We start from the raw sequence: 23112 nt of genomic DNA on the forward strand, positions 1-23112 counted from the left end.
ATTGGTATGAAAATTGGTATGAATATGTAATAAAAAACCACCCCAAAGGGTGGTCTCTTGTTCGATCTGAACGCGTAACGAATTAACGTTTGATATCGCGTTGAGTTTCGCCAGTATAAAGCTGACGAGGACGACCGATTTTGTACGGGCCGCTGTGCATTTCTAACCAGTGGCTGATCCAACCAACTGTACGTGCAAGCGCAAAGATTACCGTAAACATTTCTGTTGGGATACCAATCGCTTTAAGGATGATACCTGAATAGAAGTCTACGTTCGGGTAAAGTTTACGTTCGATGAAGTACGGATCGCTTAATGCAATACGTTCAAGTTCCATTGCAAGCGCAAGTTGTGGATCATTGATACCAAGTGCACTTAACACTTCGTCACAAGTCTCTTTCATTACTTTTGCACGTGGATCGAAGTTTTTATAAACTCGGTGACCGAAGCCCATAAGTTTAACTTCTTTAGTTTTTACTTTTTCCATGAACGGTGCAACATTTTCTACAGAGCCAATTTCATCGAGCATCTTAAGAACAGCTTCGTTTGCACCACCATGCGCAGGTCCCCAAAGTGCAGCAATACCCGCAGCAATACATGCATAAGGGTTAGCGCCTGTAGAACCAGCTAAACGTACTGTAGACGTTGATGCATTTTGTTCATGGTCAGCATGAAGCGTAAAGATACGATCCATTGCTTTAGCAAGAATAGGGTTAACTTTGTAATCACGATCTGCTGGAGTAGCAAACATCATGTACAAGAAGTTTTCAGCATAGCTTAAATCGTTACGTGGATATACGAACGGTTGACCGATTGTATATTTGTAAGTCCAAGCAGCTAAAGTAGGAATTTTAGCAACTAAACGAACTGCAGTGATTTCACGGTGGTCTACGTTTTCAACGTCAAAACCGTTGTGATAGAACGCAGATAACGCACCCACTACACCACACATAACCGCCATAGGATGAGCATCACGACGGAAACCATTGAAGAAACGGCTAACTTGATCGTGAACCATTGTGTGGTTGCGGACTTTGTTTTCGAAGTCTGTTTTTTGTTCAGCAGTTGGAAGCTCACCGCTTAACAATAAATAGCAAGTTTCTAAGTAAGAAGCTTGAGTTGCAAGTTGAGCAATCGGATAACCACGGTGTAAAAGAACGCCTTTATCACCATCAATGAAAGTGATTTTAGACTCGCAAGAAGCTGTCGCCATAAAACCAGGATCAAAAGTAAAGTGACCTGAAGCCAACACATCCTTAACGTCGATTACATCTGGGCCCAATGTGCCGCTGTAAATTGGTAATTCAATTTTTTTGCCATCAAGCTCTAGAACGGCTTTCTTGCCAGTTGCTGCAGACATTCAATAGATCTCCTGTCCTGGTGGATATTTTATCTAACTTGCTGAGTCATCTTGTAATGTACAAGTCAGACGGATCAAAAATTGCTATTTAGCTTAGTGAGTACTGAAATTTTGTCAATTATACTTATGGATGAAAAAACAATGTTTTCATCAGTAGTTAGTCTAACTTTAACCAGTAAGATTGATCATTAAATTTCAGAGTCGGTCAGTATAATAAGGTAAATTCTAAAGAAGGTGCAGAAAAATAATTGTGATTGCTAGACAGGAAATGGCATTTTTGACCAATATTTTGTGGCTTTTGTAAGTTGCGAAATGCATTGTTGCTGTTTTAAAACCATCTGAATTTCACGACTTACATAGCTTTTGCCATTATTTTTGTGTAAAAAACACCCAAATGAGTTGATGAAATATTTATTTTCATTTTAATGCTTAATTGATTAAAAAATAGTTTTTATTGAAGCTTTTAAAGGATAAAAAATAATCGAATCAGTATAAAAATAGGCATTTAGTTGCCTTAGGAATAATCAAATACCATAAAATCTTGCAGCTAAATTATGAATTATTCACAAACTAAGTCTTTCTTTCTTATTATAAAGCTTTCAGTCAAATCACTGAATTAAATGGCACCCATTTAAAATAGGAATAAAGGACTATTTTAAAATAACATGTTGGGTATCTACTAAAGCTTAACCAGCTGATGAAAAATAAAACAGCAGGGAGAAATTAACCACAGGACGATTTTGTCCGTAATGTTGTGCTTTAGTCTAAATTTATAAAAATAATATAAGACGTAATTATGTGTAAAAGTAATATGTTTAAATATCATAAAAAATAATGAGATAGCCTTGAAAAACAGAGGTGGGGGATCTGCTTTATTTTTCAAATGGGTGTAAATGATTCTTATTTGAGTGATTTTTAAAGAAAAAGCCAATTTCGATGGTTTGTATTTTGACAGTGCACGTTTTATAATTCAGTGTCGTTTAAAGTTCAGGCAATTAAATTTGTCTGACAATGCTAGCTTTCCTTCGAATTAATTCCAACAAACTCCGGATGGAGTTTTTACTTACAGGATGCCCGCTGTGAAAAGCAACAGACCTGTCAATTTGTCCATGGGTCAAGTTTTAGATGTAAACTTAAAATCCCCTGTGGCTATTGCATCAATTCTACACCGTCTATCAGGTGTCATCGTATTTTTACTCGTACCGGTACTTTTGTGGCTTTTAGACAAGTCTTTGTCTTCGCCTGAAGGCTTTGCTCAAGTTCAAGCAATCTTTGGTGGCTTCATTGTACGTTTTATCGTATGGGTATTTGTCGCTGGTTTATTATTCCATTTCATTATGGGTATTAAGCACTTACTTGCTGACCTAGGCTTTGCTGAAGAGTTGCAAAGCGGTCGCGTAGCAGCAACTATTGCATTAATCTTGGCTGCGATATCAGTTATCGCTTCATTTGTATGGATCGTTCTCTAATGAAAAGTGCTACAGGTTTAACGGGTTCAGGTTCTCGTGATTGGTATATCCAACGCGTAAGTGCTGTAGTTCTAGCTGTTTATACTGTTGTGGTATTAGGTTGGATTCTGTGCAATGGCGGATTTAACTATGAGCAATGGTTTGGCTTTATGATGACACTTCCGATGAAGATTTTATCTTTATTGGCAGTCTTATCTCTTGTTGCGCATGCTTGGATTGGTATGTGGCAAGTATTCACTGACTATGTGACTACTCGTCAGATGGGTCCTTCAGCTTCAGGTTTACGCATCGTGTTAACTTCAGCAGTGATTATTGCTGTTATTGCATATGCGATCTGGGCAATCCAGATTTTTTGGGCGAATTGATAGGAAAATGTCATGGGCGCTTTAACCCCTAAAGAAGATTATTCAAATATTCCAAGCCAGTTCTTCGATGCAGTCATCGTTGGTGGTGGTGGTTCAGGTATGCGTGCTTCATATCAACTTGCTCAAGCAGGTTTGAAAGTTGCAGTGCTAACTAAAGTATTCCCAACACGTTCTCACACTGTTGCGGCTCAAGGTGGTATTGGTGCATCGCTTGGTAACATGCAAGACGATAACTGGCACTATCATTTCTATGACACGGTAAAAGGTTCTGACTGGTTAGGTGACCAAGATGCAATCGAATTTATGTGTCGTGAGGCGCCTAAAGTTGTTTATGAGATTGAACACTTAGGTATGCCATTTGACCGTAATGCTGACGGTACAATTTACCAACGTCCATTTGGTGGTCACTCTGCGAACTATGGTGAAAAACCAGTTCCACGTGCTTGTGCTGCTGCCGACCGTACAGGTCACGCACTTCTTCATACGCTTTATCAAAGTAACGTGAAAATGGGTACTCAATTCTTCGTTGAATGGATTGCATTAGACTTAATCCGTAACGAAGCAGGTGATGTACTCGGTGTAACAGCAATTGACCAAGAAACAGGCAAGATTGCTGTATTCCAAGCTAAAGCAACATTGTTTGCTACAGGTGGTGCTGGTCGTGTTTACCGTGCATCTACCAATGCTTATATCAATACTGGTGATGGTCTTGGTATGGCTGCTCGTGCGGGTATTCCATTACAAGATATGGAATTCTGGCAATTCCACCCAACGGGTGTTGCTGGTGCAGGCGTATTGTTAACGGAAGGTTGTCGTGGTGAAGGTGCAATCCTTCGTAACAAAGATGGCGAACCGTTCATGGAACGTTATGCTCCAACTTTGAAAGATTTGGCTCCGCGTGACTTCGTATCACGTTCTATGGACCAAGAGATCAAAGAAGGTCGTGGTTGTGGTCCTAAAGGTGATTATATCCTACTTGATATGACTCACTTGGGTGCAGATACCATCATGAAGCGTTTACCATCTGTATTTGAGATTGGTAAGAAATTCGCAAACGTGGATATCACCAAAGAACCAATTCCAGTTGTACCAACAATCCATTATCAAATGGGTGGTATTCCGACCAATATTCATGGTCAAGTGGTTATTCCTGAAACAGCGAAAAATGCAGCAGATTTCTATGCAGGTTTTGATAAAGCTGCAAACGAATACACAACCAACGGTACAATGAATTACACAGTGCCTGTAAAAGGGTTCTATGCAATTGGTGAGTGTTCTTGCGTGTCTGTACATGGTGCAAACCGTTTAGGTACCAACTCATTACTTGACTTGGTTGTATTTGGTAAAGCTGCTGGTGAACACATCATCGATTACGTGACTAAACATCACGGTGATGAATACCAACCACTTCCAAATGATGTACTTGTGAACACTTTGAAACGTATCAATCATTTAGATGATTCTACTTCTGGTGAAAATGCACAAGAAGTTGCGGATGCGATTCGTGATATCGTTCAAGACCACGCGGGTGTATTCCGTACTCAAGCCTTGCTTGATGAGGGTGTTAAGCAGATTCTTGCGATTGAACCACGTGTACGTAACATTCATTTGAAAGACAAATCTAAAGTATTTAATACTGCACGTATTGAAGCCTTGGAAGTTGAAAACTTATACGAAGTAGCGAAAGCAACATTGATTTCTGCTGCTGCACGTAAAGAATGTCGTGGTGCACATACTGTTGTAGATTATGAATTGCCTGCTGATGATGAGCACTATTCATATGGTCGTCGTGATGATGAGTGGATGAAACATACTTTATGGTATTCAGCGGATAACCATCTTGAATACAAGCCAGTACGTTACAGCCCATTGTCTGTAGACCCAATTGAACCTAAACCACGTACATTCTAATCGGGAGAAATAAGATGAGTAGAGGTACACGTACATTCGAAATCTACCGCTATGATCCTGATAAGGATAAAGCACCGTATATGCAGACTTTTAAACTAGAGTTGACGGATAAGCATCGTATGTTGCTTGACGCGCTTTTAGCATTAAAAGTTCAAGACGAATCATTAACATTCCGTCGTTCTTGCCGTGAAGGTATTTGCGGTTCAGATGGTGTGAATATCAATGGTAAAAATGGTCTTGCGTGTTTGTGGAACTTGAACGATTTACCTGAAAAAATCGTCATTCGTCCATTACCAGGTCTGCCAGTAGTGAAAGATTTAGTTGTGGATATGAATCAGTTCTATGATCAGTATGACAAAATTCATCCATTCTTAATCAATAATCAACCTGCACCACCAAAAGAGCGTTTACAATCTCCAGAAGAGCGTGAGCACTTAAATGGTTTGTATGAATGTATTCTTTGTGCATGTTGTTCAACATCATGCCCATCATTCTGGTGGAACCCGGATAAATTCTTGGGTCCTTCAGCATTGTTGAATGCATACCGTTTCATTATTGATTCTCGTGATACTGCGACACAAGATCGTTTATCACGTCTTGATGACCCATTCTCATTATTCCGTTGTAAAGGGATTATGAACTGTGTGTCTGTATGTCCGAAAGGTTTGAATCCAACAAAAGCGATCGGTCATATCCGTAGCATGTTGCTCGATCAAGCGGGTTAATACGATGTGAAAAAAGGGCGTGCATCTTGGGATGTACGCTCTTTTTTTATTGGATTTTTAATGAGATGGTTGTTTTTTGTTCGAGTGAATGGGATCTAAGCTTTAAGCATTGAAAAAGTATCAACAGACCCGATATAAATGGATGGATAATAATAGATTATTTCTTGTATGTATTTCGCTAATTTATAGGTGGTATGTGTCAAAAAAATCAATTGAAGTGACAGATCATGTTACGATTTAACAAACCACTATATGTGAAAAACACACCATGTTTTTGGTACATTTTTTCTACATAAGTGTGATCCAGATCAGTTTATAAATAATTTTATAAGCAAAGATTAGAACCGCTTTAGAAAAAGCAAAAAAGCCTTTGTTTTTTCTAAGTCGATTTGCAAAAAATTGCTCAGCTTCGGTTGAGTATATAAGTGAGTGATGATGCCATTGAGGGCGTTATGATTCATTGTATGCATTAGTAAAAGCTAATGTTTATAACGCCCCTTGGTCATGAGTATCTGATGGGTGAATGTCAATTTACCGATTTGGCATTATCAATCATGGGAGTGCTTAAAAAGCACCCTCTAATGTTTTTGCAATAGGAAATGGGTCCACAAATGCAAGAAGTTGCTGACGCATTGCGTCTTGATACTGAACTTTCCGCTGATAGTGCAGCGTATATTGAAGAGCTTTACGAACAGTACCTTTCTTCTCCAACCTCAGTAGGTGAGGATTGGCGTCAATATTTCGATAAATTCCCTAAAGGTGACCAACCACACGGAAACATTCGTGAGCAATTCTTATTATTAGGTCGTAATTCAAGTCGTGTTCAGCCTGTTGTGCAAAGTGAAGTAAGTACTGAGCATGAACGTCGTCAAATCGGTGTTTTGCAACTGATTGCAGCATACCGTAACCGTGGTCATCAAAAAGCGAAGCTTGATCCACTAGGTTTGGCTAAACGTGAAGATGTGCCAGATTTAGATCTTGCTGCACATGGTTTAACCAAGTCTGACCTAGATACAGTTTTCAATGCTGGAAATTTGGCGATTGGTAAAACTGAAGCAACTTTAGGTGAGATGGTTAGCGCAATGGAGGCAACATACTGTGCTTCTATTGGTGCTGAATATATGCACATTGTTGACACCAAAGAAAAACGCTGGATTCAACAACGTCTTGAAGGTGCACGCGGTCAGTTCGGTTTCTCGGCAGATCAAAAGAAACACGTACTTGAACGTTTAACTGCTGCTGAAGGCTTAGAAAAATTCCTCGGTAATAAGTATGTTGGTGCGAAGCGTTTTGGTGTAGAGGGTGGTGAATCTTTCATTCCAATGGTAAACGAACTTATTCAACGTGCAGGTTCTGTAGGTTGTAAAGAAGTCGTAATTGGGATGCCACACCGTGGTCGTTTAAACTTACTTGTAAACATCATGGGTAAAAACCCAGCTGATTTGTTTGGTGAGTTTGAAGGTAAAACTTTAGCTAAAAAAGGTTCAGGTGACGTTAAGTATCACCAAGGTTTCTCATCAAATGTGATGACACCTGGTGGTGAAGTTCACTTGGCTTTGGCATTTAACCCATCGCATTTAGAAATTGTTGGTCCTGTGGTTGAAGGTTCAGTTCGTGCACGCCAAGTACGTCGTAAAGACATTGGTGGTGATGACGTATTGCCTGTAATCGTACATGGTGATGCTGCATTTGCTGGTCAAGGTGTTAACCAAGAAACCTTCCAAATGTCACAAACGCGTGGTTATACCGTAGGTGGTACGGTTCATATCGTAGTCAACAACCAAGTTGGTTTTACTACATCTGATCCACGTGATGCACGTTCTACCGAATACTGTACTGACATTGCAAAAATGATTCAGGCGCCAATTTTCCATGTCAATGGTGATGACCCAGAATCTGTATTGTTTGTTGCGCAATTGGCACATGATTTCCGTCATACATTCCGTAAAGATGTTGTGATTGACATGTTCTGTTATCGTCGTCGTGGTCATAACGAAGCAGATGAGCCAGCAGCAACACAACCAATGATGTATCAAGTGATCAATAAAAAAGCGACTACACGTACGCTTTATGCGGATCAATTGGTACAAGAAAAAGTATTAGATCGTTCTGATGCAGATGCTTTAGTTGAAAAATATCGTGAAGATCTTGAAGCAGGTAACCATGTTGCCAATGCTTTAGTGCTTGAACCAAATGATAAAATGTTTGTGGACTGGAAACCGTATCTAGGCCATGAATATACAGATGTTTGGGATACGACTTTCCCAATCGAACGCTTAAAAGAAATTGGTACAAAAATGCGCGAATTACCGGAAGGTTTCGTGATGCAACGCCAAGTGTCTAAAGTGATCGATGAACGTTTGAAAATGCAAACTGGTGAAATGCCATTAAACTGGGGTGCAGCAGAAACTTTAGCTTATGCTTCTATCCTTGATGATGGTTTCTTGGTGCGTTTGACTGGTGAAGATGTTGGTCGTGGTACATTCTCACACCGTCATGCCAAGCTACATAACCAAGTTGATGGTTCGGTTTATATTCCACTGTGTCATATCAAAGAAAACCAGCCACGTACTGCAATTTATGACTCATTATTGTCAGAAATGGCTGTGCTTGCATTTGAATATGGTTATGCAACAACATTGCCAAAAAGCTTGGTAATCTGGGAAGCTCAGTTCGGTGACTTTGCAAACTGTGCCCAAGTGGTTATTGATCAGTTCATCTCATCTGGTGAAACCAAATGGGAACGTGTGTGTGGTTTAACATTGCTTCTTCCACATGGTTATGAAGGTCAAGGTCCTGAGCATTCATCTGCACGTCTTGAGCGTTTCTTACAGTTATGTGCTGAAGAAAACATGCAAGTGATTACACCAACGACACCTGCACAGATTTTCCATGCAATGCGTCGTCAGGCAATTCGCCCAATTCGTAAGCCAATGATCGTGACTTCACCGAAGTCATTGCTTCGTCATAAACTTGCAACTTCAACTTTGGAAGAGCTTGCAACTGGTACATTCCAGACTGTGATTGATGAAGTGGATCAAATCAACAAACAAGATGTAACACGTGTTGTACTTTGTGGTGGTAAAGTTTATTACGACTTACTTGAAAAACGTCGTGAAGAAAACTTGAACATTGCGGTGGTACGTGTTGAACAATTGTACCCATACCCAGAAAAACGTCTTGCTGAAGTGCTTGCGACATATCCAAACATAAAAGAACTTGTTTGGTGTCAAGAAGAACCGAAGAACCAAGGCGCATGGTTATTCATTGCTCCTCGTTTATACGAAGGTGTAATGAAGTCTGCTCTACAAGTTCAAATTAGCTATGCAGGACGTGAAGCTTCAGCTGCACCTGCATGTGGCTCACCATATTTGCATGCAAAACAACAAGCTCAGCTCGTGAATGACGCACTTGCGATCGTAGCTGAACAATCAGGAGAATCTAAATAATGGCAACCGAAATTAAAGCACCGGTGTTCCCAGAGTCAGTTGCTGACGGAACAATTGCAACTTGGCACAAACAACCAGGTGAAGCGGTATCACGTGATGAAGTCATCTGTGATATTGAAACGGATAAAGTTGTTTTAGAAGTTGTTGCTCCTGCTGATGGTACTATCTCTGCAATCATCAAAAATGAAGGTGACACAGTTCTTTCTTCTGAAGTTATTGCAACATTTGAAGAAGGTGCTGTTTCTGGCGCTACTCAAACTCAAGCAGTTCAATCTGAAGAGAAAGTAGAACAAGCTGCGGCACAAACTCAAGCGGGTAATGCACCTGTTGTTGAACGTGCTCAAGTACAAGATCAAGCACCGGCAGTGCGTAAAGCTTTAACTGAAACAGGTATTGCTGCTGCGGATGTAGATGGTACTGGTCGTGGTGGTCGTATCACCAAAGAAGATGTTGCAAATCATCAAACTAAACCAGCTGCTGCAGCTGTAACACCATTAAGCGTTGCTGTTGGTGAGCGTATCGAGAAACGTGTTCCAATGACACGTTTACGTAAGCGTGTTGCTGAACGTCTTCTTGCTGCTACACAGCAAACTGCAATGTTGACTACGTTTAACGAAGTCAACATGAAACCTGTGATGGAAATGCGTAAGCAATATAAAGATGCTTTCGAAAAACGTCATGGTGCACGTTTAGGCTTTATGTCATTCTTCGTTAAAGCTGTAACTGAAGCACTTAAACGCTATCCTGCGGTAAATGCTTCAATCGACGGTGATGATATTGTTTATCATGGTTACTATGATATCGGTGTTGCGGTTTCTTCTGATCGTGGTTTAGTGGTTCCAGTATTACGTAATACTGACCGTATGAACTATGCTGAAGTTGAATCAGGTATTGGTGCATATGCTGCAAAAGCACGTGAAGGTAAATTAGCAATTGAAGATATGACTGGTGGTACTTTCACAATTACCAACGGTGGTACTTTCGGTTCACTACTTTCAACACCTATTTTGAACCAACCACAAACTGCTATTTTAGGTATGCACAAAATCCAAGAGCGTCCTATGGCTGTAAATGGTCAAGTTGAAATTCTTCCAATGATGTACTTAGCGCTTTCTTATGACCATCGTATGATTGATGGTAAAGAAGCAGTAGGTTTCTTGGTAACTGTTAAAGAGTTACTTGAAGAGCCAGCTAAACTAATCCTTGACCTTTAATTCTTTAGAATAACAACACGAGTTTAGAGTGATCCTTTAAACTCGTTTTTGGAGATAAGCATGTCTCAGTTTGATTTAGTGGTAATCGGCGGTGGGCCAGGTGGTTATGAAGCGGCAATTCGTGCTGCTCAACTTGGTTTCAAAGTTGCGTGTATCGAAAAACGTGTACACAAAGGTAAGCCATCTTTAGGTGGTACTTGCTTAAACGTAGGTTGTATTCCTTCTAAAGCACTTTTGGATTCTTCTCATCACTATGAAGACACTCTTCATGGCTTAGATGTTCACGGTATTACAGTTGAAAATGTCCAACTTGATCTTCAAAAGCTTCTTGCTCGTAAAGACAAAGTTGTAGATAACTTAACTGGCGGTGTTGCTCAATTGCTGAAAGGCAATGGTATCGAGTGGTTACAAGGTACAGGTAAATTACTTGCTGGTAAAAAAGTTGAATTCACACCATTAGAAGGTGGCGATGTTCAAGTTTTAGAACCTAAATTCGTAATTCTTGCAACTGGTTCTGTACCTGTAAATATTCCTGTAGCAAAAGTTGATGAAGACCTTATCGTTGATTCAACAGGTGCGTTAGAATTCCAAGAAGTGCCTAAACGTTTAGGTGTAATTGGTGCAGGCGTAATTGGACTAGAACTTGGTTCAGTATGGCGTCGTCTTGGCTCTGAAGTTGTTGTGTTTGAAGCATTAGATGCATTCTTACCAATGGCGGATAAAGCGTTGGCAAAAGATTATCAAAAACTTTTAACAAAACAAGGTTTAGATATTCGTATTGGCGCTAAAGTTTCAGGTACTGAAGTGAATGGTCGTGAAGTGACTGTTCAATATAACCAAGCAGGCGAAGATAAAACTCAAACTTTTGATAAATTAATCGTTTGTGTTGGCCGTAAAGCCTATGCAGAAGGTTTATTGGCTGAAGATTCAGGCATTAAATTAACTGAACGTGGTTTGGTTGAAGTGAACGATTGGTGTGCAACGTCTGTTGACGGTGTATATGCAATTGGTGACTTGGTACGTGGTCCAATGCTTGCGCATAAAGCAATGGAAGAAGGTGTAATGGCAGTTGAGCGTATGCATGGTCATGCTGCTCAAGTGAATTATGACACTATTATTTCAGTGATTTATACACACCCTGAAGCTGCGTGGGTAGGTTTGACTGAAGAGCAAGCTAAAGAGAAAGGTCACGACGTTAAAACCGGTCAATTCCCATTTGCGGTAAATGGTCGTGCTTTAGCTGCCAATGAATCTGCTGGATTTGTGAAGTTTGTTGCAGATGCAAAAACTGATCGTTTATTGGGTATGCATATCATTGGTCCAGGTGCTTCTGATATTGTTCACCAAGGTATGATTGCACTTGAATTTGTATCTTCAGTTGAAGATTTACAATTGATGACTTTCGGTCACCCAACTTATTCTGAAGTCGTTCATGAAGCAGCGCTTGCTGTTGATGGGCGTGCGATTCACGCGATTCAGCGTAAACGTAAATAACACAAAAAAGAGCGGTTTCGACCGCTCTTTTTACTTTTGATGGTTGTTTTTAATTGAATAATCATCTAAAAATAAAAGAACAAACTTTAATAAATGCCGATAGTTATTGCGATGGAAGTCTAATTATTGGTGTGTCATAACAATGTGAAAAGTAGTAAAAGGTAAAACATGAATCTACATGAGTATCAAGCGAAAACGCTGTTAAAAAAATATGGTATGCCAGTTCAAGAAGGCATTTTAATCACTACGCCCGAAGAAGCATCTGCTGCCTTTGAGCAAATTAGTGGCAAATTCGCTGTGATGAAGGCCCAAGTCCATGCAGGTGGTCGTGGTAAAGCGGGTGGCGTAAAAGTTGTTAAGTCAAAAGAAGAAGCAGCTGAATATGCAAAAAGCCTATTAGGTACTCGTTTAGTCACGTATCAGACGGATGCCAATGGTCAGCCGGTAAATAGTATCCTTGTTTGTGAAGATGTTTATCCTGTAGAACGTGAATTGTATTTAGGTGCAGTGGTTGACCGTTCTAGTCGTCGTGTGACATTCATGGCGTCTACAGAGGGTGGTGTAGAAATTGAAAAAGTTGCTGAAGAAACACCTGAAAAAATTATTAAAGTCGAAGTAGATCCATTGGTTGGTTTACTGCCATTCCAAGCGCGTGATGTTGGCTTCCAATTGGGTTTAAAAGATAAGCAAATCAGCCAATTTGTAACCATCATGACAGGCGCGTACAAAGCATTTGTTGAAAATGACTTTGCACTATTTGAAATTAACCCACTTTCAGTTCGTGAAAATGGCGAAATCTTATGTGTAGATGCCAAAGTCGGTATTGACTCAAATGCACTTTATCGTTTGCCTGAAATTGCAGCGATGCGTGATAAATCTCAAGAAAATGAGCGTGAGTTAAAAGCATCTGAATTTGACCTTAACTATGTTGCTTTAGAAGGTAATATTGGTTGTATGGTGAATGGTGCTGGTCTTGCGATGGCAACAATGGACATCATCAAACTGTATGGTGGTCAGCCAGCAAACTTCCTTGATGTTGGTGGCGGTGCGACTAAAGATCGCGTCATTGAAGCATTTAAAATTATTCTTTCAGATTCATCTGTACAAGGTGTATTGATCAATATTTTTGGTGGTATCGTACGTTGTGACATGATTGCTGAAGCGATTATTGCAGCGGTTCAAGAAGTAAATGTAACCGTACCTGTAGTTGTTCGTTTAGAAGGGAACAATGCAGAATTAGGTGCTAAATTACTTGATGAATCAGGTCTAAAATTAATTTCTGCGAACGGCTTAGCTGATGCTGCAGAAAAAGTTGTTGCTGCTGTGAAAGCGTAAGGAGTATCAATCATGAGCGTATTAGTTAATAAAGACACAAAAGTATTGGTACAAGGCTTTACAGGTAAGAATGGTACATTCCATTCTGAGCAATCAATTGCATACGGTACAAAAGTAGTTGGTGGGGTAACACCGGGTAAAGGTGGTCAAACTCATATTGGTCTACCTGTTTTCAATACAATGCGTGAAGCAGTAAAAGAAACGGGTGCAAATGCAACATCAATTTATGTGCCTGCACCATTTGTACTGGATTCAATTGTTGAAGCAGTCGATTCTGGTATTGAGTTAATCGTGGTGATCACCGAAGGTGTTCCAACCTTAGACATGTTAAAAGCGAAACGTTACCTTGAAACTTATGGTAATAATGCACGTTTAATCGGTCCAAACTGCCCAGGTATTATTACACCGGGCGAATGTAAAATTGGAATTATGCCAGGCCATATCCATCAACCAGGTAAAATCGGGATCATTTCTCGTTCTGGTACATTGACTTATGAAGCAGTTGCTCAAACGACTAAGCTTGGTTTAGGTCAGTCTACGTGTATTGGTATCGGTGGTGACCCAATTCCGGGTATGAACCAAATTGACTGCTTAAAACTTTTCCAAGAAGACCCACAAACAGAAGCAATCATCATGATTGGTGAAATTGGTGGTAGTGCGGAAGAAGAAGCTGCTGAGTATATTCAATCTAATGTGACTAAACCTGTTGTTGGTTATATTGCGGGTGTAACAGCGCCTAAAGGTAAGCGTATGGGGCACGCAGGAGCGATTATCTCTGGCGGTAAAGGTACTGCTGAAGAGAAGTTTGCTGCATTTGAAAAAGCGGGTATGGCATATACGCGTAGCCCAGCTGAACTTGGTTCAACTATGTTTGATGTCTTAAAAAAGAAAGGCTTAGTTTAATTCAAAGTTTAAATTTTTAAGCTAAAAAATGGGAGCCAATCGGCTCCCATTTTTATTGGTTGTAGAGTATTGGTTGTCGCTTCTTGATGGTTAGTGTTTAATCTTGTGATCAAGATAAAGGAGATTTATATAAGATGGGTGATCTGTGATTAGCCTTTGACTAAACCACCATCCACAATCAAATTTTGTCCTGTTACAGCGCGTGACCACGGTGATAAAAACATCAGCACGGCATCTGCAAACTGCTCAGGTGTGGTGACTTCTTGCAAGGGCGTAGAGGCAGCGATCAAATCAAACACTTGATCAGGTGTTGCACTGCTGGCATCAGTCTTGCGTAATAGACCACCTGAAAGCATATTTACATTAATGCCATACTGACCTAAATCGTGTGACGTTGTGCGGGTAAAGGCCAAAAGTGCTGCTTTAGCCGCAGTATAATCATGATAGGGAACCACAGGATTCTGCACAAGATTGGTTCCAATATTGATGATTCGACCAAAATGATCTTTTTTCATATCTTCTAATGCAGCTTGGGTGGTGTTTAAAGCGGCTTTAACTGCACTGTCCAATTGCTGTTGCATACTGTGCCAGCTCAACGTTTCAACTTTTGGACGTAGATCACCATCAAATTTAAATGCCAATAGCGCATTATTAATCACTGAGGTGATTGCATGTCCATAATGCAGTTTTGCTTTTTTAAACATCGTGTTGACTTGATCTGCATCAGTTACATCTGCTTTGTAAATAAAAACCTGTTCGGCATGTTCCTTGGCAAGTTGTTGAGCGGATTCTTCACTATTGAAATAATTCACCACAACTCTTGCGCCTTCACGAATCAAAGCATGGGTAATTGCAAGTCCTAAACCACGTGCGCCACCAGTCACTAAAATAATTTGATCTCGTATTTCCATGTTCAAATCAACTCATTTGATATCAATTTAATTTTAGCACTTTTATTGATCAGACTCTTCGATTGAGAGATGAGTTACAAAGTTTATCAATTGCACCGATGCAAAATTAAAAATATAAAAAACTTCTAGAGGAATTTAAGCATCTTAGTGCATTAATTACATATGAATATTCAAATAATTAAACTTTTTAAATCCTATCGATGAAATGATGGCTCAGAATGATGGTTGATTGGTTTAACATATTGATCATATTATTTATAATTCAAACAAAGCACATTTGATATTGGATGTGCTTCAGCCATTTTGATCTATATGTAGGCTACAATTAGACGGATCATTTAAATTACTTATAAACAAATAGAGGAGACAACCATCTTGTTTTTTGATTGGTATAACTCCGATAAAAATGATGAATTGATTAGCCCAAACATGCGACCAATTTACCTGCTCAATTTAATGGTCATGTATATATTTTTTATAAATTCAAATGTTTATGCTTATGATGATCTGGCACTTATGCCAGAAGAGGCACAAAATCAAGTTGTAGAATATCAAGATGAATTATTAGGACAACCAGATCAATTGCAAGATGAGCAATTATTTAAAATTGAAAATCAATAAAATAGCCTAAGTAATACTGAAATGATCACTGAGCGAAATGATATTTTTTTTGAACAAGATCAATTGCAAAAAAAGTTAGCAGAACAGCATGAGCATGAATTGGCAGATTATTCAATTTTAACCAATAAATTTTATGAAAATGAGCGTATTCGTGTGTTTAATTATACTGCTTATAATGTACAACAATTAAAGACCTCATTGCTCAATCCTTCAAATGATAATCCTGCGTCAAGTGAGCTTTATCTTTCTTTTGGTTATGGTATTGAATTTAAGATCAATGCTTTAAACAAAGTGGGTTATGAATACATCTCTAGTTTTCCTTATGATCGTGGTCAATTATTGCGTCTGTTTTGGATTAGAACGCTGACTTATTAACTATAAATATATTATCGATCATTTTTATTACCATGAAGAAATCATGGTGGAAATACTACAACTTGAAACATAAGCTTGTTTAGCACTACACATTAAAAGACTAACTTAAACAAAATGAGATGAAGAGGTGAGTCATCATGTTAAACAAAGTTATTGTGTTGGGTGTGGTTGCTATTTCATTAACTGGCTGTATTGTTGCACCATTTGATGATGGTCATCGCGGTGGTCATGGTCGTTATGATCAGCGACATGATTCGGATCATCGCTGGGATCAGCGTCGTGATGGTCGTTATGACCGAGATCGCAATGATCGTGACTGGAATTGGAAAGGGCGTTAATTCTTTATCTTCAATATAAAAATGGGCAATCTATGCCCATTTTTTTTAATTAATTTTTATTTTTGTAGGGTGGCACTGCCGCATTTTACATTGAAAGTTTAAATATATTTGTGTAGGCAATAGCGTATTTTTTGTAGGGGATGCCACACGAGAGCGACACCCTATATTATTTTTTTAAATAAACCTGCGTGTACTACACCAGCTTTGGTTTGTTTCTGTAATTGCCATGTTGAAGGTAAATTCAGTTGATTTAAGCCACGATCCGCTTCTACATAAATCAATGCTTGATCAGATAAGTATTGATCCGCTTTTTGAGCCAATTCATCCCATAAATTTAAACTATAGGGTGGATCTAAAAACATTAAATCAAACTGTTCATTTAAATTAGATAAGGCGTGTTGTGCTGTTTGAATTTTCAGCTGACAGTTTTCAGCTTTAAGCAACTGAATATTTTCTTTTAAAAATTTAGCTTGCGTGGCATTGGGTTCAATCATGATCACGTGCCTTGCACCACGTGAAAGTGCTTCAAATCCTAAAGCACCTGAACCAGCACAAAGATCTAAGACTTTGGCATTTTGAATATCCCACATCAGCCAGTTAAACAATGTTTCACGAACTCGATCAGGGGTAGGACGTAAACCATCGATATCAGCAAAAGGAAGAACTCGACGTTTCCATTCTCCACCAATAATACGTAATTGGTTTTTCACTTTATTATTCACTGATATCAGCCTCAGGTACAGGTGGAGGAGTGGGTTGAGCTGTGGTCGTATTATGACCTTGAGCTGGTATACGGTTTTGGCTAGCCGTATTGGACTGTGTATTTGGCTTCGGTTTAGGCAAGGCATTTGGATCTGCTGCAAGTGAAACATCACCACTTGGCAGTTCACCCGGTTTGATGCCTGCTGTCATTAAGCCACCACTGACTTGATGGTTAAGCGGTACAATTGGATTTTTTTTGCGAGTCAGCAACCAGTAATCAAACACAGGACGAGCAATCTTAGCGGCAGAACCACCATGCTTACCATTTTCCCAAATCACGGCAATGGCAATTTCAGGGTTTTCAGCAGGTGCAAAGCCAACAAATAAACCGTGGTCTAACTGGCGTGCTGAAAGTGCAGCTTCATTATAGCGTTTGCCTTGGGCAATACTCTTGACCTGTGCTGTACCGGTTTTACCTGCGATTTGGTACATTGGTGTACGGATACCACGACCTGTACCTGTTTGAATAACATCAACCATTGCATCACGCATTTTAATCCAGTCTTCATCTGTACCACTGAAGTTGATTTTTCCTGTCGGGGCATTGAGTACTTCATGCTTTTTTGCCCCTTTGGATTCACGTAATACATGCGGTGTGACATGTGCACCATGGTTGGCGGTAATTGCTGTTGCCATCGCCAGTTGTAATGGAGTCGCGGTAAACGCACCTTGACCGATACTGACAGAAATGGTTTCACCTTTGAGCCATTTGCTTTTTCGGGTACGCATTTTCCATTCAGGGCTTGGATATAGACCTGTACTTTCGCTTGGTAAATCTACTCCGGTTTTTTCACCGAAACCAAATTGGCGCATCCATTCATTCATGCGATCTATACCCATCTGGTAAGACAAGATATAGAAGTAAGTATCACAAGAAACTACAATGGATTTATGTAAGTTGACTGAGCCATGTCCAGTCTTTTTCCAGTCACGGAATTTATGTGAATCACCGGGTAAATGGAAATAGCCAGGATCGGAAATTGCAGTTCCCCAATCCACCGTTTTAAAGTGAATACCGCCTAAGCCTTCCATCGGCTTAATGGTAGAGCCGGGAGGGTAAGTTCCTTGGACCGCACGGTTATAGAGCGGTTGATCTAGGTTGTCACGCAAGGCTGTATAGTCTGCATGTCCAATACCTGTTACAAATAAGTTCGGGTTAAAACTTGGGCTTGACACCAGTGCTAATATTTCACCAGTACGTGGGTCAATTGCCACGATTGCACCACGGCGATCTTTAAGCTGTTCTGCTGCAATGGTTTGCAGACCATAATCGAGTGAAAGATATAAATCATTGCCTCGAGTTGACTCTTTACGGCCTAAATGACGTAAGACATTGCCATGTGCATCGGCTTCAATCGATTCATAACCTGGAACACCATGCAGTAAATCTTCATAGGATTTTTCTACACCAATTTTCCCGATCAGGTTGGTTCCAGCATAACTATCTTTATCAATTGCTTTGAGTTCTTTATCGTTAATACGACCCACATAGCCAATAACATGGGCAAATAGCTCACCATGTGGATAATAGCGGGTCATTTGTGTTTCGATATCAACGCCCGGAAATTGAAACTTGACTTCACTAAAGCGCGCAATATCTTGTTCTGTTAGGTTTAGCTTTAAGGTGACTCGTTCTGTTTTTTTAGAGGCTTTAATCCGACTGTTAAAACGGTCAATATCTTCTTGATTGAGATTTAAAATTGGAATTAAACGCTTAACCGTATCATCTATATCTTCGACATCGGCTTTGCTGAGGGTTGCAGTAAAAACAGGGTAGTTATCTGCCAGTAAAATCCCATTACGATCATAAATATAGCCACGTGCTGGTGCGATAGGCTGGAGTCGAATACGGTTTTTATCTGAGGCTTCACTAAATTCTTGGTGATGGAAAATTTGCAGATAAGCATAACGTGCAACCAGAAGGCACATAAAAAATGAAACAATACCAATCGCAAAAAAGACACGACTACGAAAGATGCGTTTTTCTTGTTGGACATTTTTTAGAGGAAACTGCTGCTTCATACGTCGTCGGCTTTAGTACTTAAAGATGGGTGAATTTAGGGGTCAAACATTTTACCCCAGATTGAGTCTTAAAAATTAAAAAACACAAATAACTCATCAAAATATATTTTAACTCAGTCTCTGCAACAAATTTGTTATGCCTTATACAGGTCCGTTGACATTTCACCTGAAAAATACGCATCGTTGTAAACATAGAGGAATTGTCAACAGAGCCTATATGGATTTGACCTTAGCGACATTAAATTTATAGCGTTTTGTATATGAGTGCCAAAATAATTCTGTTAAAGTCGAGCCTTAAGGATAAATAGATTCGACCTAAGTTAAGATTAGGGATAATGGAGAAAATAATGAAAAAAATCTTTCCCTTATTAATGTTAGTAGCTGTCGGAAATTTCGCGCATGCTGATGTTAAAGATTATTTGCCAGATATGAAGGGAATTTTACCAGAGGCAAAGTTTAAGCCTGAAGATGCTTCTAAATGGAATATCGGTGCGGGTGTAACGCAACAGATGGTCCATGCGAATGGTGAATGGGTAAATCCTTATGGAATTGCGTATACTAAATTAGGTGTTTTTTATAATGGCGACCATGAATTTGCTGGTCAAGTCGGCTATAGAATTCCTATAGTATTAAATGGTAAAGATAAAAATGGATTCTATCTTGGGGTCTATGGCGGAACACTTAAAAGTAAAAAAGTGGACGGAAGTGATGAAGTCCAATATGGTGGTGGTGCCGATTTATCTTATGTTTTATTGAATAAAGAGCGTATAAGTACATTTAGTGTGGGGATGGGTGCAGGTAGTGAACTTCATAATAAAAATGGAGATATGGTCCTGGAAACTCGTCCACAAATACAATTTGCTTATACCTTAAGTGTCGGGTTCTAAAGTTTTTATGATTTTATCCATATCCTTCGACCGCAAATAGAAATAAATACGAGAGTCATGCATGTTGGAATACGTTAATGGTTTGTGGCACGCTTTTACAGCTCGACCTGATCATCTTGCCATTTTAAGTATCATCCCAGTGACAGCCTTTGTAACGTGGGCACACGTTTGGATGGCACTGAAAATGGTATTTTATCCAATCACGTTTTGGGGATTTCATATTGGTCCCTTACCCGTGGGTTGGCAAGGGATTGTGCCACGCAAAGCTGGGCGAATTTCAGGCATCATCACAGACAATACATTATCCAAACTGGGTTCTTTGCGTGAATTTTTAGATGCAATGGACCCTGAAGATATGGCTCGGATTATCGGTGAACAAGTTGGTTTTGAGCTTGAGCATTTGATTGATGAGGTGATGTTAGATCGTAATGCTGTTTTGTGGGAAAACTTACCTTATTCGATTAAACGACGAATTTATGGCCAAGCGCATAAACAATTGCCGGGTGTCTTAAGAGAACTCGTGACCGAACTGACCATGAACGTCGAGTCACTGGTTAATATGCGGGATATGGTCGTGACTCAAATGGAAGGCGATCGCCGTTTGATGGTCCGTATGTTTTTAAAAGTTGGGCAAAAAGAAATTAACTTTATTTGGCATATTAGTGCTGTAATCGGGAGTTTCTTTGGTATTTTCCAAATGTTTGTGTATGTCTTTGTACCACAACATTGGACGGTACCGTTCTTTGCAGCCGTTTGGGGCTTTTTAACCAACTGGATTGCAATCTGGATGGTTTTCAACCCAGTAGAGCCACATTACGTACGCTATCCCCAATTTTTTGAACGGACAAAAGATCGAAAATTTCCATGGATTAAACCTGTTATTCCAAGAATTGGCACTTATAATGTTCAGGGTGCGTTTATGAAACGCCAAGAAGAAGTGTCAGATGTTTTTGCAAGTGTCGTGACTGAAGATTTGATTACGTTAAAATCAATCATGACTGAAATGATGTATGGTCCTAAGAAAGAAAAAACCCGTCGTATTGTAAAGCGTCATATTAACGAAATTATGGAAACTCCATTGGTTCGGACCTCTTTACAATTGTCTTTAGGACTAAAAGAGTATGCAAAACTCAAGACAGACTTGATTGATCGGTCAATTGAAATTACGATGGTGCCTGTTTGCGACCCTGCGTTTAATGCGAGCCGTGCACAGAAAATTTTTCAGATGTTTAAAGAGCGGATTAGAGAGTTAACCCCAAAAGAGTTTCAAAACCTGTTACGTCCTGCATTTCAGGAAGACGAATGGATTTTGATTGTACTCGGTGGTGTGACTGGATTTTTTGCTGGTCTAATACATTTATTTGTGGCTTTCTTATAAATTTGATGCCATTACGATGATAAGTTTTAATTTGTCATGGCAAACGGTATCATACATATTGTTTTAAATGAGGATGTTTTTTTATGCGCATTATATTACTCGGACCACCTGGAGCAGGTAAAGGTACACAAGCTCAGTTGATCTGTAAGCGCTACAATGTCCCACAAATTTCAACCGGTGATATGCTCCGTGCTGCAATTCGTGAAGGTACTGAATTAGGTCTTAAAGCTAAAAGTGTAATGGAATCAGGTGGTTTAGTATCTGATGAGCTTATTATCGGTTTAGTGAAAGAACGTATTGCACAACCTGATTGTGTAAATGGTTGTATTTTCGATGGTTTCCCACGTACGATTCCTCAAGCTGAGGCTTTAGAGAACGAAGGGATTAGCATTGACCATGTGATCGAAATTGAAGTACCAGACGAAGAAATCGTAAAACGTCTTTCTGGTCGTCGTCAGCATCCAGCATCTGGTCGTGTTTATCACACGATTTATAACCCACCGAAAGTGGAAGGTAAAGATGATGAAACTGGCGAAGATCTTGTGCAACGTCCAGATGACGAAGAAGCAACGATTCGTAAGCGTTTAGGCTCTTATCATAATGAAACTGAACAGCTTGTTGGTTTCTATCAAGGACGTGCAGCTTCTGGGGAAAATGCACCGACTTATAATAAATTGAACGGTTTACGTCCAATAGAAGATGTCCAAAAAGATTTATTTGCGATTTTAGATAAATAAGACCGCATTCAAAGCATTTTTTTAAGCTTTGACAATAACAGAGACCTGATTCATATTAGGTCTCTTTTTTTTGCAAGAGTGGCGTAGAGAGTGAAGTTTGTATTAATTGCCTTGGTCATTTTGAGTATATTGCTTCTTTTAGGCTTATTGTATATGAGCTTTAAATTGCTACGCAAAGCACAAAAAGAAGAGCTTCAGCAACGTCGTGAAATGAGAAAATCAGGTAATTACCAAGTGCATCCACAGGTGGCTGAAGAGTGGAAGCGGCTTGAGAAGTTAAAGAAAGATTTGGAAAATAAAAAGTAAAATAGACAGGGAGATTCATGCTGAGGATAAATTAATCCTTATCTATCATCGTGCTTTATTCTTCCAAATTGATGAATTTAACTGATGAATTTGTATGATTGAGATGTGTAAGCAATTAATTCTAAGTGTTTTGTTTCCATCTACATGTTAAATTCACAGCATTCATATTATAAGAAGACTGTCTAAATGAAATTGATTGCCATAGCAGCACATCGTAGCGAATATTTAGAGCCTATTCATTTTTCAAAGGGGACTTTGCTAAACATAGGCGAAAAGTATCAAGGCTCGGAGAATTGGGACAATTGGTATTTCTGCACAGTCGACAATGGATTAGAGGGGTGGGTTCCTACTCAAATCATTGAATGGATCAATAAGCATCAAGGCTATGCAATCGCAGATTACACCGCGAAAGAACTTAATGTAGATCATGGCGAACTATTGCTTGGAGAAGAACAACTAAATGGCTGGATTTGGTGTAGCAGATTATCTGATGATCAGTCTGGTTGGGTGCCCTTAGAGGTGTTAAGTCAGATTTGATTGAGAACTATTTTAA

Annotated in this window: 21 protein-coding genes and 1 pseudogene; 18 read left to right on the plus strand and 4 right to left on the minus strand. The window is 39.5% G+C overall.

Annotated features, from left to right (window positions below; genetic code table 11):
- Nucleotides 1-82: 82 nt before the first annotated feature.
- Entirely contained in the window at nt 83-1357 is a 1275-nt protein-coding gene (gene gltA, locus PYV58_RS05465) for a citrate synthase (protein ID WP_004717293.1), read from the minus strand.
- 1070 nt (nt 1358-2427) lie between these two features.
- Here gltA and sdhC point away from each other — a divergent pair.
- From sdhC to sucD, 10 genes and pseudogenes are all read left to right on the plus strand, one after another.
- Nucleotides 2428-2826, plus strand: coding sequence for a succinate dehydrogenase, cytochrome b556 subunit (sdhC, locus tag PYV58_RS05470; protein WP_126606943.1), 399 nt, complete (start codon nt 2428-2430; stop codon nt 2824-2826).
- On the plus strand, nt 2826-3191 hold the full coding sequence (sdhD, locus tag PYV58_RS05475; protein WP_004717289.1) for a succinate dehydrogenase, hydrophobic membrane anchor protein: 366 nt from the start codon (nt 2826-2828) through the stop codon (nt 3189-3191). The genes sdhC and sdhD overlap by 1 nt, the downstream gene beginning before the upstream one ends.
- 12 nt (nt 3192-3203) lie before the next feature.
- Nucleotides 3204-5102, plus strand: coding sequence for an FAD-binding protein (locus tag PYV58_RS05480; protein ID WP_275059718.1), 1899 nt, complete (start codon nt 3204-3206; stop codon nt 5100-5102).
- 14 nt (nt 5103-5116) lie between these two features.
- Nucleotides 5117-5827, plus strand: coding sequence for a succinate dehydrogenase iron-sulfur subunit (locus PYV58_RS05485; RefSeq protein ID WP_004717284.1), 711 nt, complete (start codon nt 5117-5119; stop codon nt 5825-5827).
- A 370-nt stretch (nt 5828-6197) separates the two neighbouring features.
- Nucleotides 6198-6300 (plus strand): annotated as a pseudogene (locus PYV58_RS05490) (hypothetical protein); the annotation flags it as partial.
- Between the two features lie 138 nt (nt 6301-6438).
- A complete protein-coding gene (locus PYV58_RS05495) occupies nt 6439-9276 on the plus strand; it encodes a 2-oxoglutarate dehydrogenase E1 component (protein WP_004717282.1) in 2838 nt (945 codons plus the stop codon).
- Nucleotides 9276-10490, plus strand: a complete 1215-nt coding sequence (gene odhB / locus PYV58_RS05500) for a 2-oxoglutarate dehydrogenase complex dihydrolipoyllysine-residue succinyltransferase (RefSeq protein WP_004717280.1) — start codon at nt 9276-9278, stop codon at nt 10488-10490. Before PYV58_RS05495 ends, odhB begins: the two co-directional genes overlap by 1 nt.
- 60 nt (nt 10491-10550) lie before the next feature.
- Nucleotides 10551-11984 carry a dihydrolipoyl dehydrogenase gene (lpdA, locus tag PYV58_RS05505; RefSeq protein WP_004717278.1) on the plus strand — a complete coding sequence of 478 codons (1434 nt, stop codon included), beginning with the start codon at nt 10551-10553 and terminating at the stop codon, nt 11982-11984.
- A 168-nt stretch (nt 11985-12152) separates the two neighbouring features.
- Nucleotides 12153-13319, plus strand: coding sequence for an ADP-forming succinate--CoA ligase subunit beta (gene sucC, locus PYV58_RS05510; protein WP_004717276.1), 1167 nt, complete (start codon nt 12153-12155; stop codon nt 13317-13319).
- A 12-nt stretch (nt 13320-13331) separates the two neighbouring features.
- The gene (sucD, locus tag PYV58_RS05515; RefSeq protein ID WP_004717274.1) at nt 13332-14222 is read left to right on the plus strand and encodes a succinate--CoA ligase subunit alpha; all 891 of its coding nucleotides are present in this window, start codon (nt 13332-13334) and stop codon (nt 14220-14222) included.
- Between the two features lie 149 nt (nt 14223-14371).
- Here sucD and PYV58_RS05520 read toward each other — a convergent pair whose 3' ends face one another.
- Complete coding sequence (locus PYV58_RS05520) at nt 14372-15133, minus strand: 3-oxoacyl-ACP reductase (protein ID WP_004717273.1); 762 nt, start codon at nt 15131-15133, stop codon at nt 14372-14374.
- Nucleotides 15134-15508: 375 nt separating this feature from the next.
- Between PYV58_RS05520 and PYV58_RS05525 the strand changes: the two genes are divergently transcribed.
- From PYV58_RS05525 to PYV58_RS05535, 3 genes are all read left to right on the plus strand, one after another.
- Nucleotides 15509-15754 (plus strand): hypothetical protein, encoded by a 246-nt coding sequence (locus tag PYV58_RS05525; protein WP_275059719.1) that lies wholly within the window; start codon nt 15509-15511, stop codon nt 15752-15754.
- A 21-nt stretch (nt 15755-15775) separates the two neighbouring features.
- On the plus strand, nt 15776-16129 hold the full coding sequence (locus PYV58_RS05530) for a hypothetical protein (protein ID WP_275059720.1): 354 nt from the start codon (nt 15776-15778) through the stop codon (nt 16127-16129).
- Nucleotides 16130-16266: 137 nt separating this feature from the next.
- On the plus strand, nt 16267-16467 hold the full coding sequence (locus PYV58_RS05535; RefSeq protein WP_004823192.1) for a hypothetical protein: 201 nt from the start codon (nt 16267-16269) through the stop codon (nt 16465-16467).
- Between the two features lie 161 nt (nt 16468-16628).
- Here PYV58_RS05535 and rsmD read toward each other — a convergent pair whose 3' ends face one another.
- Both rsmD and mrdA read right to left on the minus strand, forming a co-directional pair.
- Complete coding sequence (rsmD, locus tag PYV58_RS05540; protein WP_034612583.1) at nt 16629-17177, minus strand: 16S rRNA (guanine(966)-N(2))-methyltransferase RsmD; 549 nt, start codon at nt 17175-17177, stop codon at nt 16629-16631.
- A 4-nt stretch (nt 17178-17181) separates the two neighbouring features.
- Nucleotides 17182-19251: a penicillin-binding protein 2 gene (mrdA, locus tag PYV58_RS05545; RefSeq protein WP_034612504.1), complete on the minus strand. Its 2070-nt coding sequence runs from the start codon at nt 19249-19251 to the stop codon at nt 17182-17184.
- Between the two features lie 347 nt (nt 19252-19598).
- On the opposite strand from mrdA, the gene PYV58_RS05550 reads away from it, so the two are divergent.
- The 5 genes from PYV58_RS05550 to PYV58_RS05570 all read left to right on the plus strand — a co-directional run bounded on the left by PYV58_RS05550 (nt 19599) and on the right by PYV58_RS05570 (nt 23096).
- Nucleotides 19599-20138, plus strand: a complete 540-nt coding sequence (locus PYV58_RS05550; protein WP_034612507.1) for a hypothetical protein — start codon at nt 19599-19601, stop codon at nt 20136-20138.
- A 61-nt stretch (nt 20139-20199) separates the two neighbouring features.
- Nucleotides 20200-21516 (plus strand): hypothetical protein, encoded by a 1317-nt coding sequence (locus PYV58_RS05555; protein ID WP_004717262.1) that lies wholly within the window; start codon nt 20200-20202, stop codon nt 21514-21516.
- 83 nt (nt 21517-21599) lie between these two features.
- Nucleotides 21600-22253, plus strand: a complete 654-nt coding sequence (adk, locus tag PYV58_RS05560) for an adenylate kinase (RefSeq protein ID WP_004717260.1) — start codon at nt 21600-21602, stop codon at nt 22251-22253.
- A 90-nt stretch (nt 22254-22343) separates the two neighbouring features.
- Nucleotides 22344-22559 carry a hypothetical protein gene (locus PYV58_RS05565; protein WP_004823188.1) on the plus strand — a complete coding sequence of 72 codons (216 nt, stop codon included), beginning with the start codon at nt 22344-22346 and terminating at the stop codon, nt 22557-22559.
- Nucleotides 22560-22745: 186 nt separating this feature from the next.
- Nucleotides 22746-23096: an SH3 domain-containing protein gene (locus PYV58_RS05570; protein ID WP_004823187.1), complete on the plus strand. Its 351-nt coding sequence runs from the start codon at nt 22746-22748 to the stop codon at nt 23094-23096.
- Nucleotides 23097-23112 lie beyond the last annotated feature (16 nt).

Origin of the sequence: Acinetobacter sp. TAC-1 (assembly GCF_029025845.1) — a bacterium.
In the GTDB taxonomy this organism is placed as follows: Bacteria; Pseudomonadota; Gammaproteobacteria; order Pseudomonadales; family Moraxellaceae; genus Acinetobacter; species Acinetobacter guillouiae.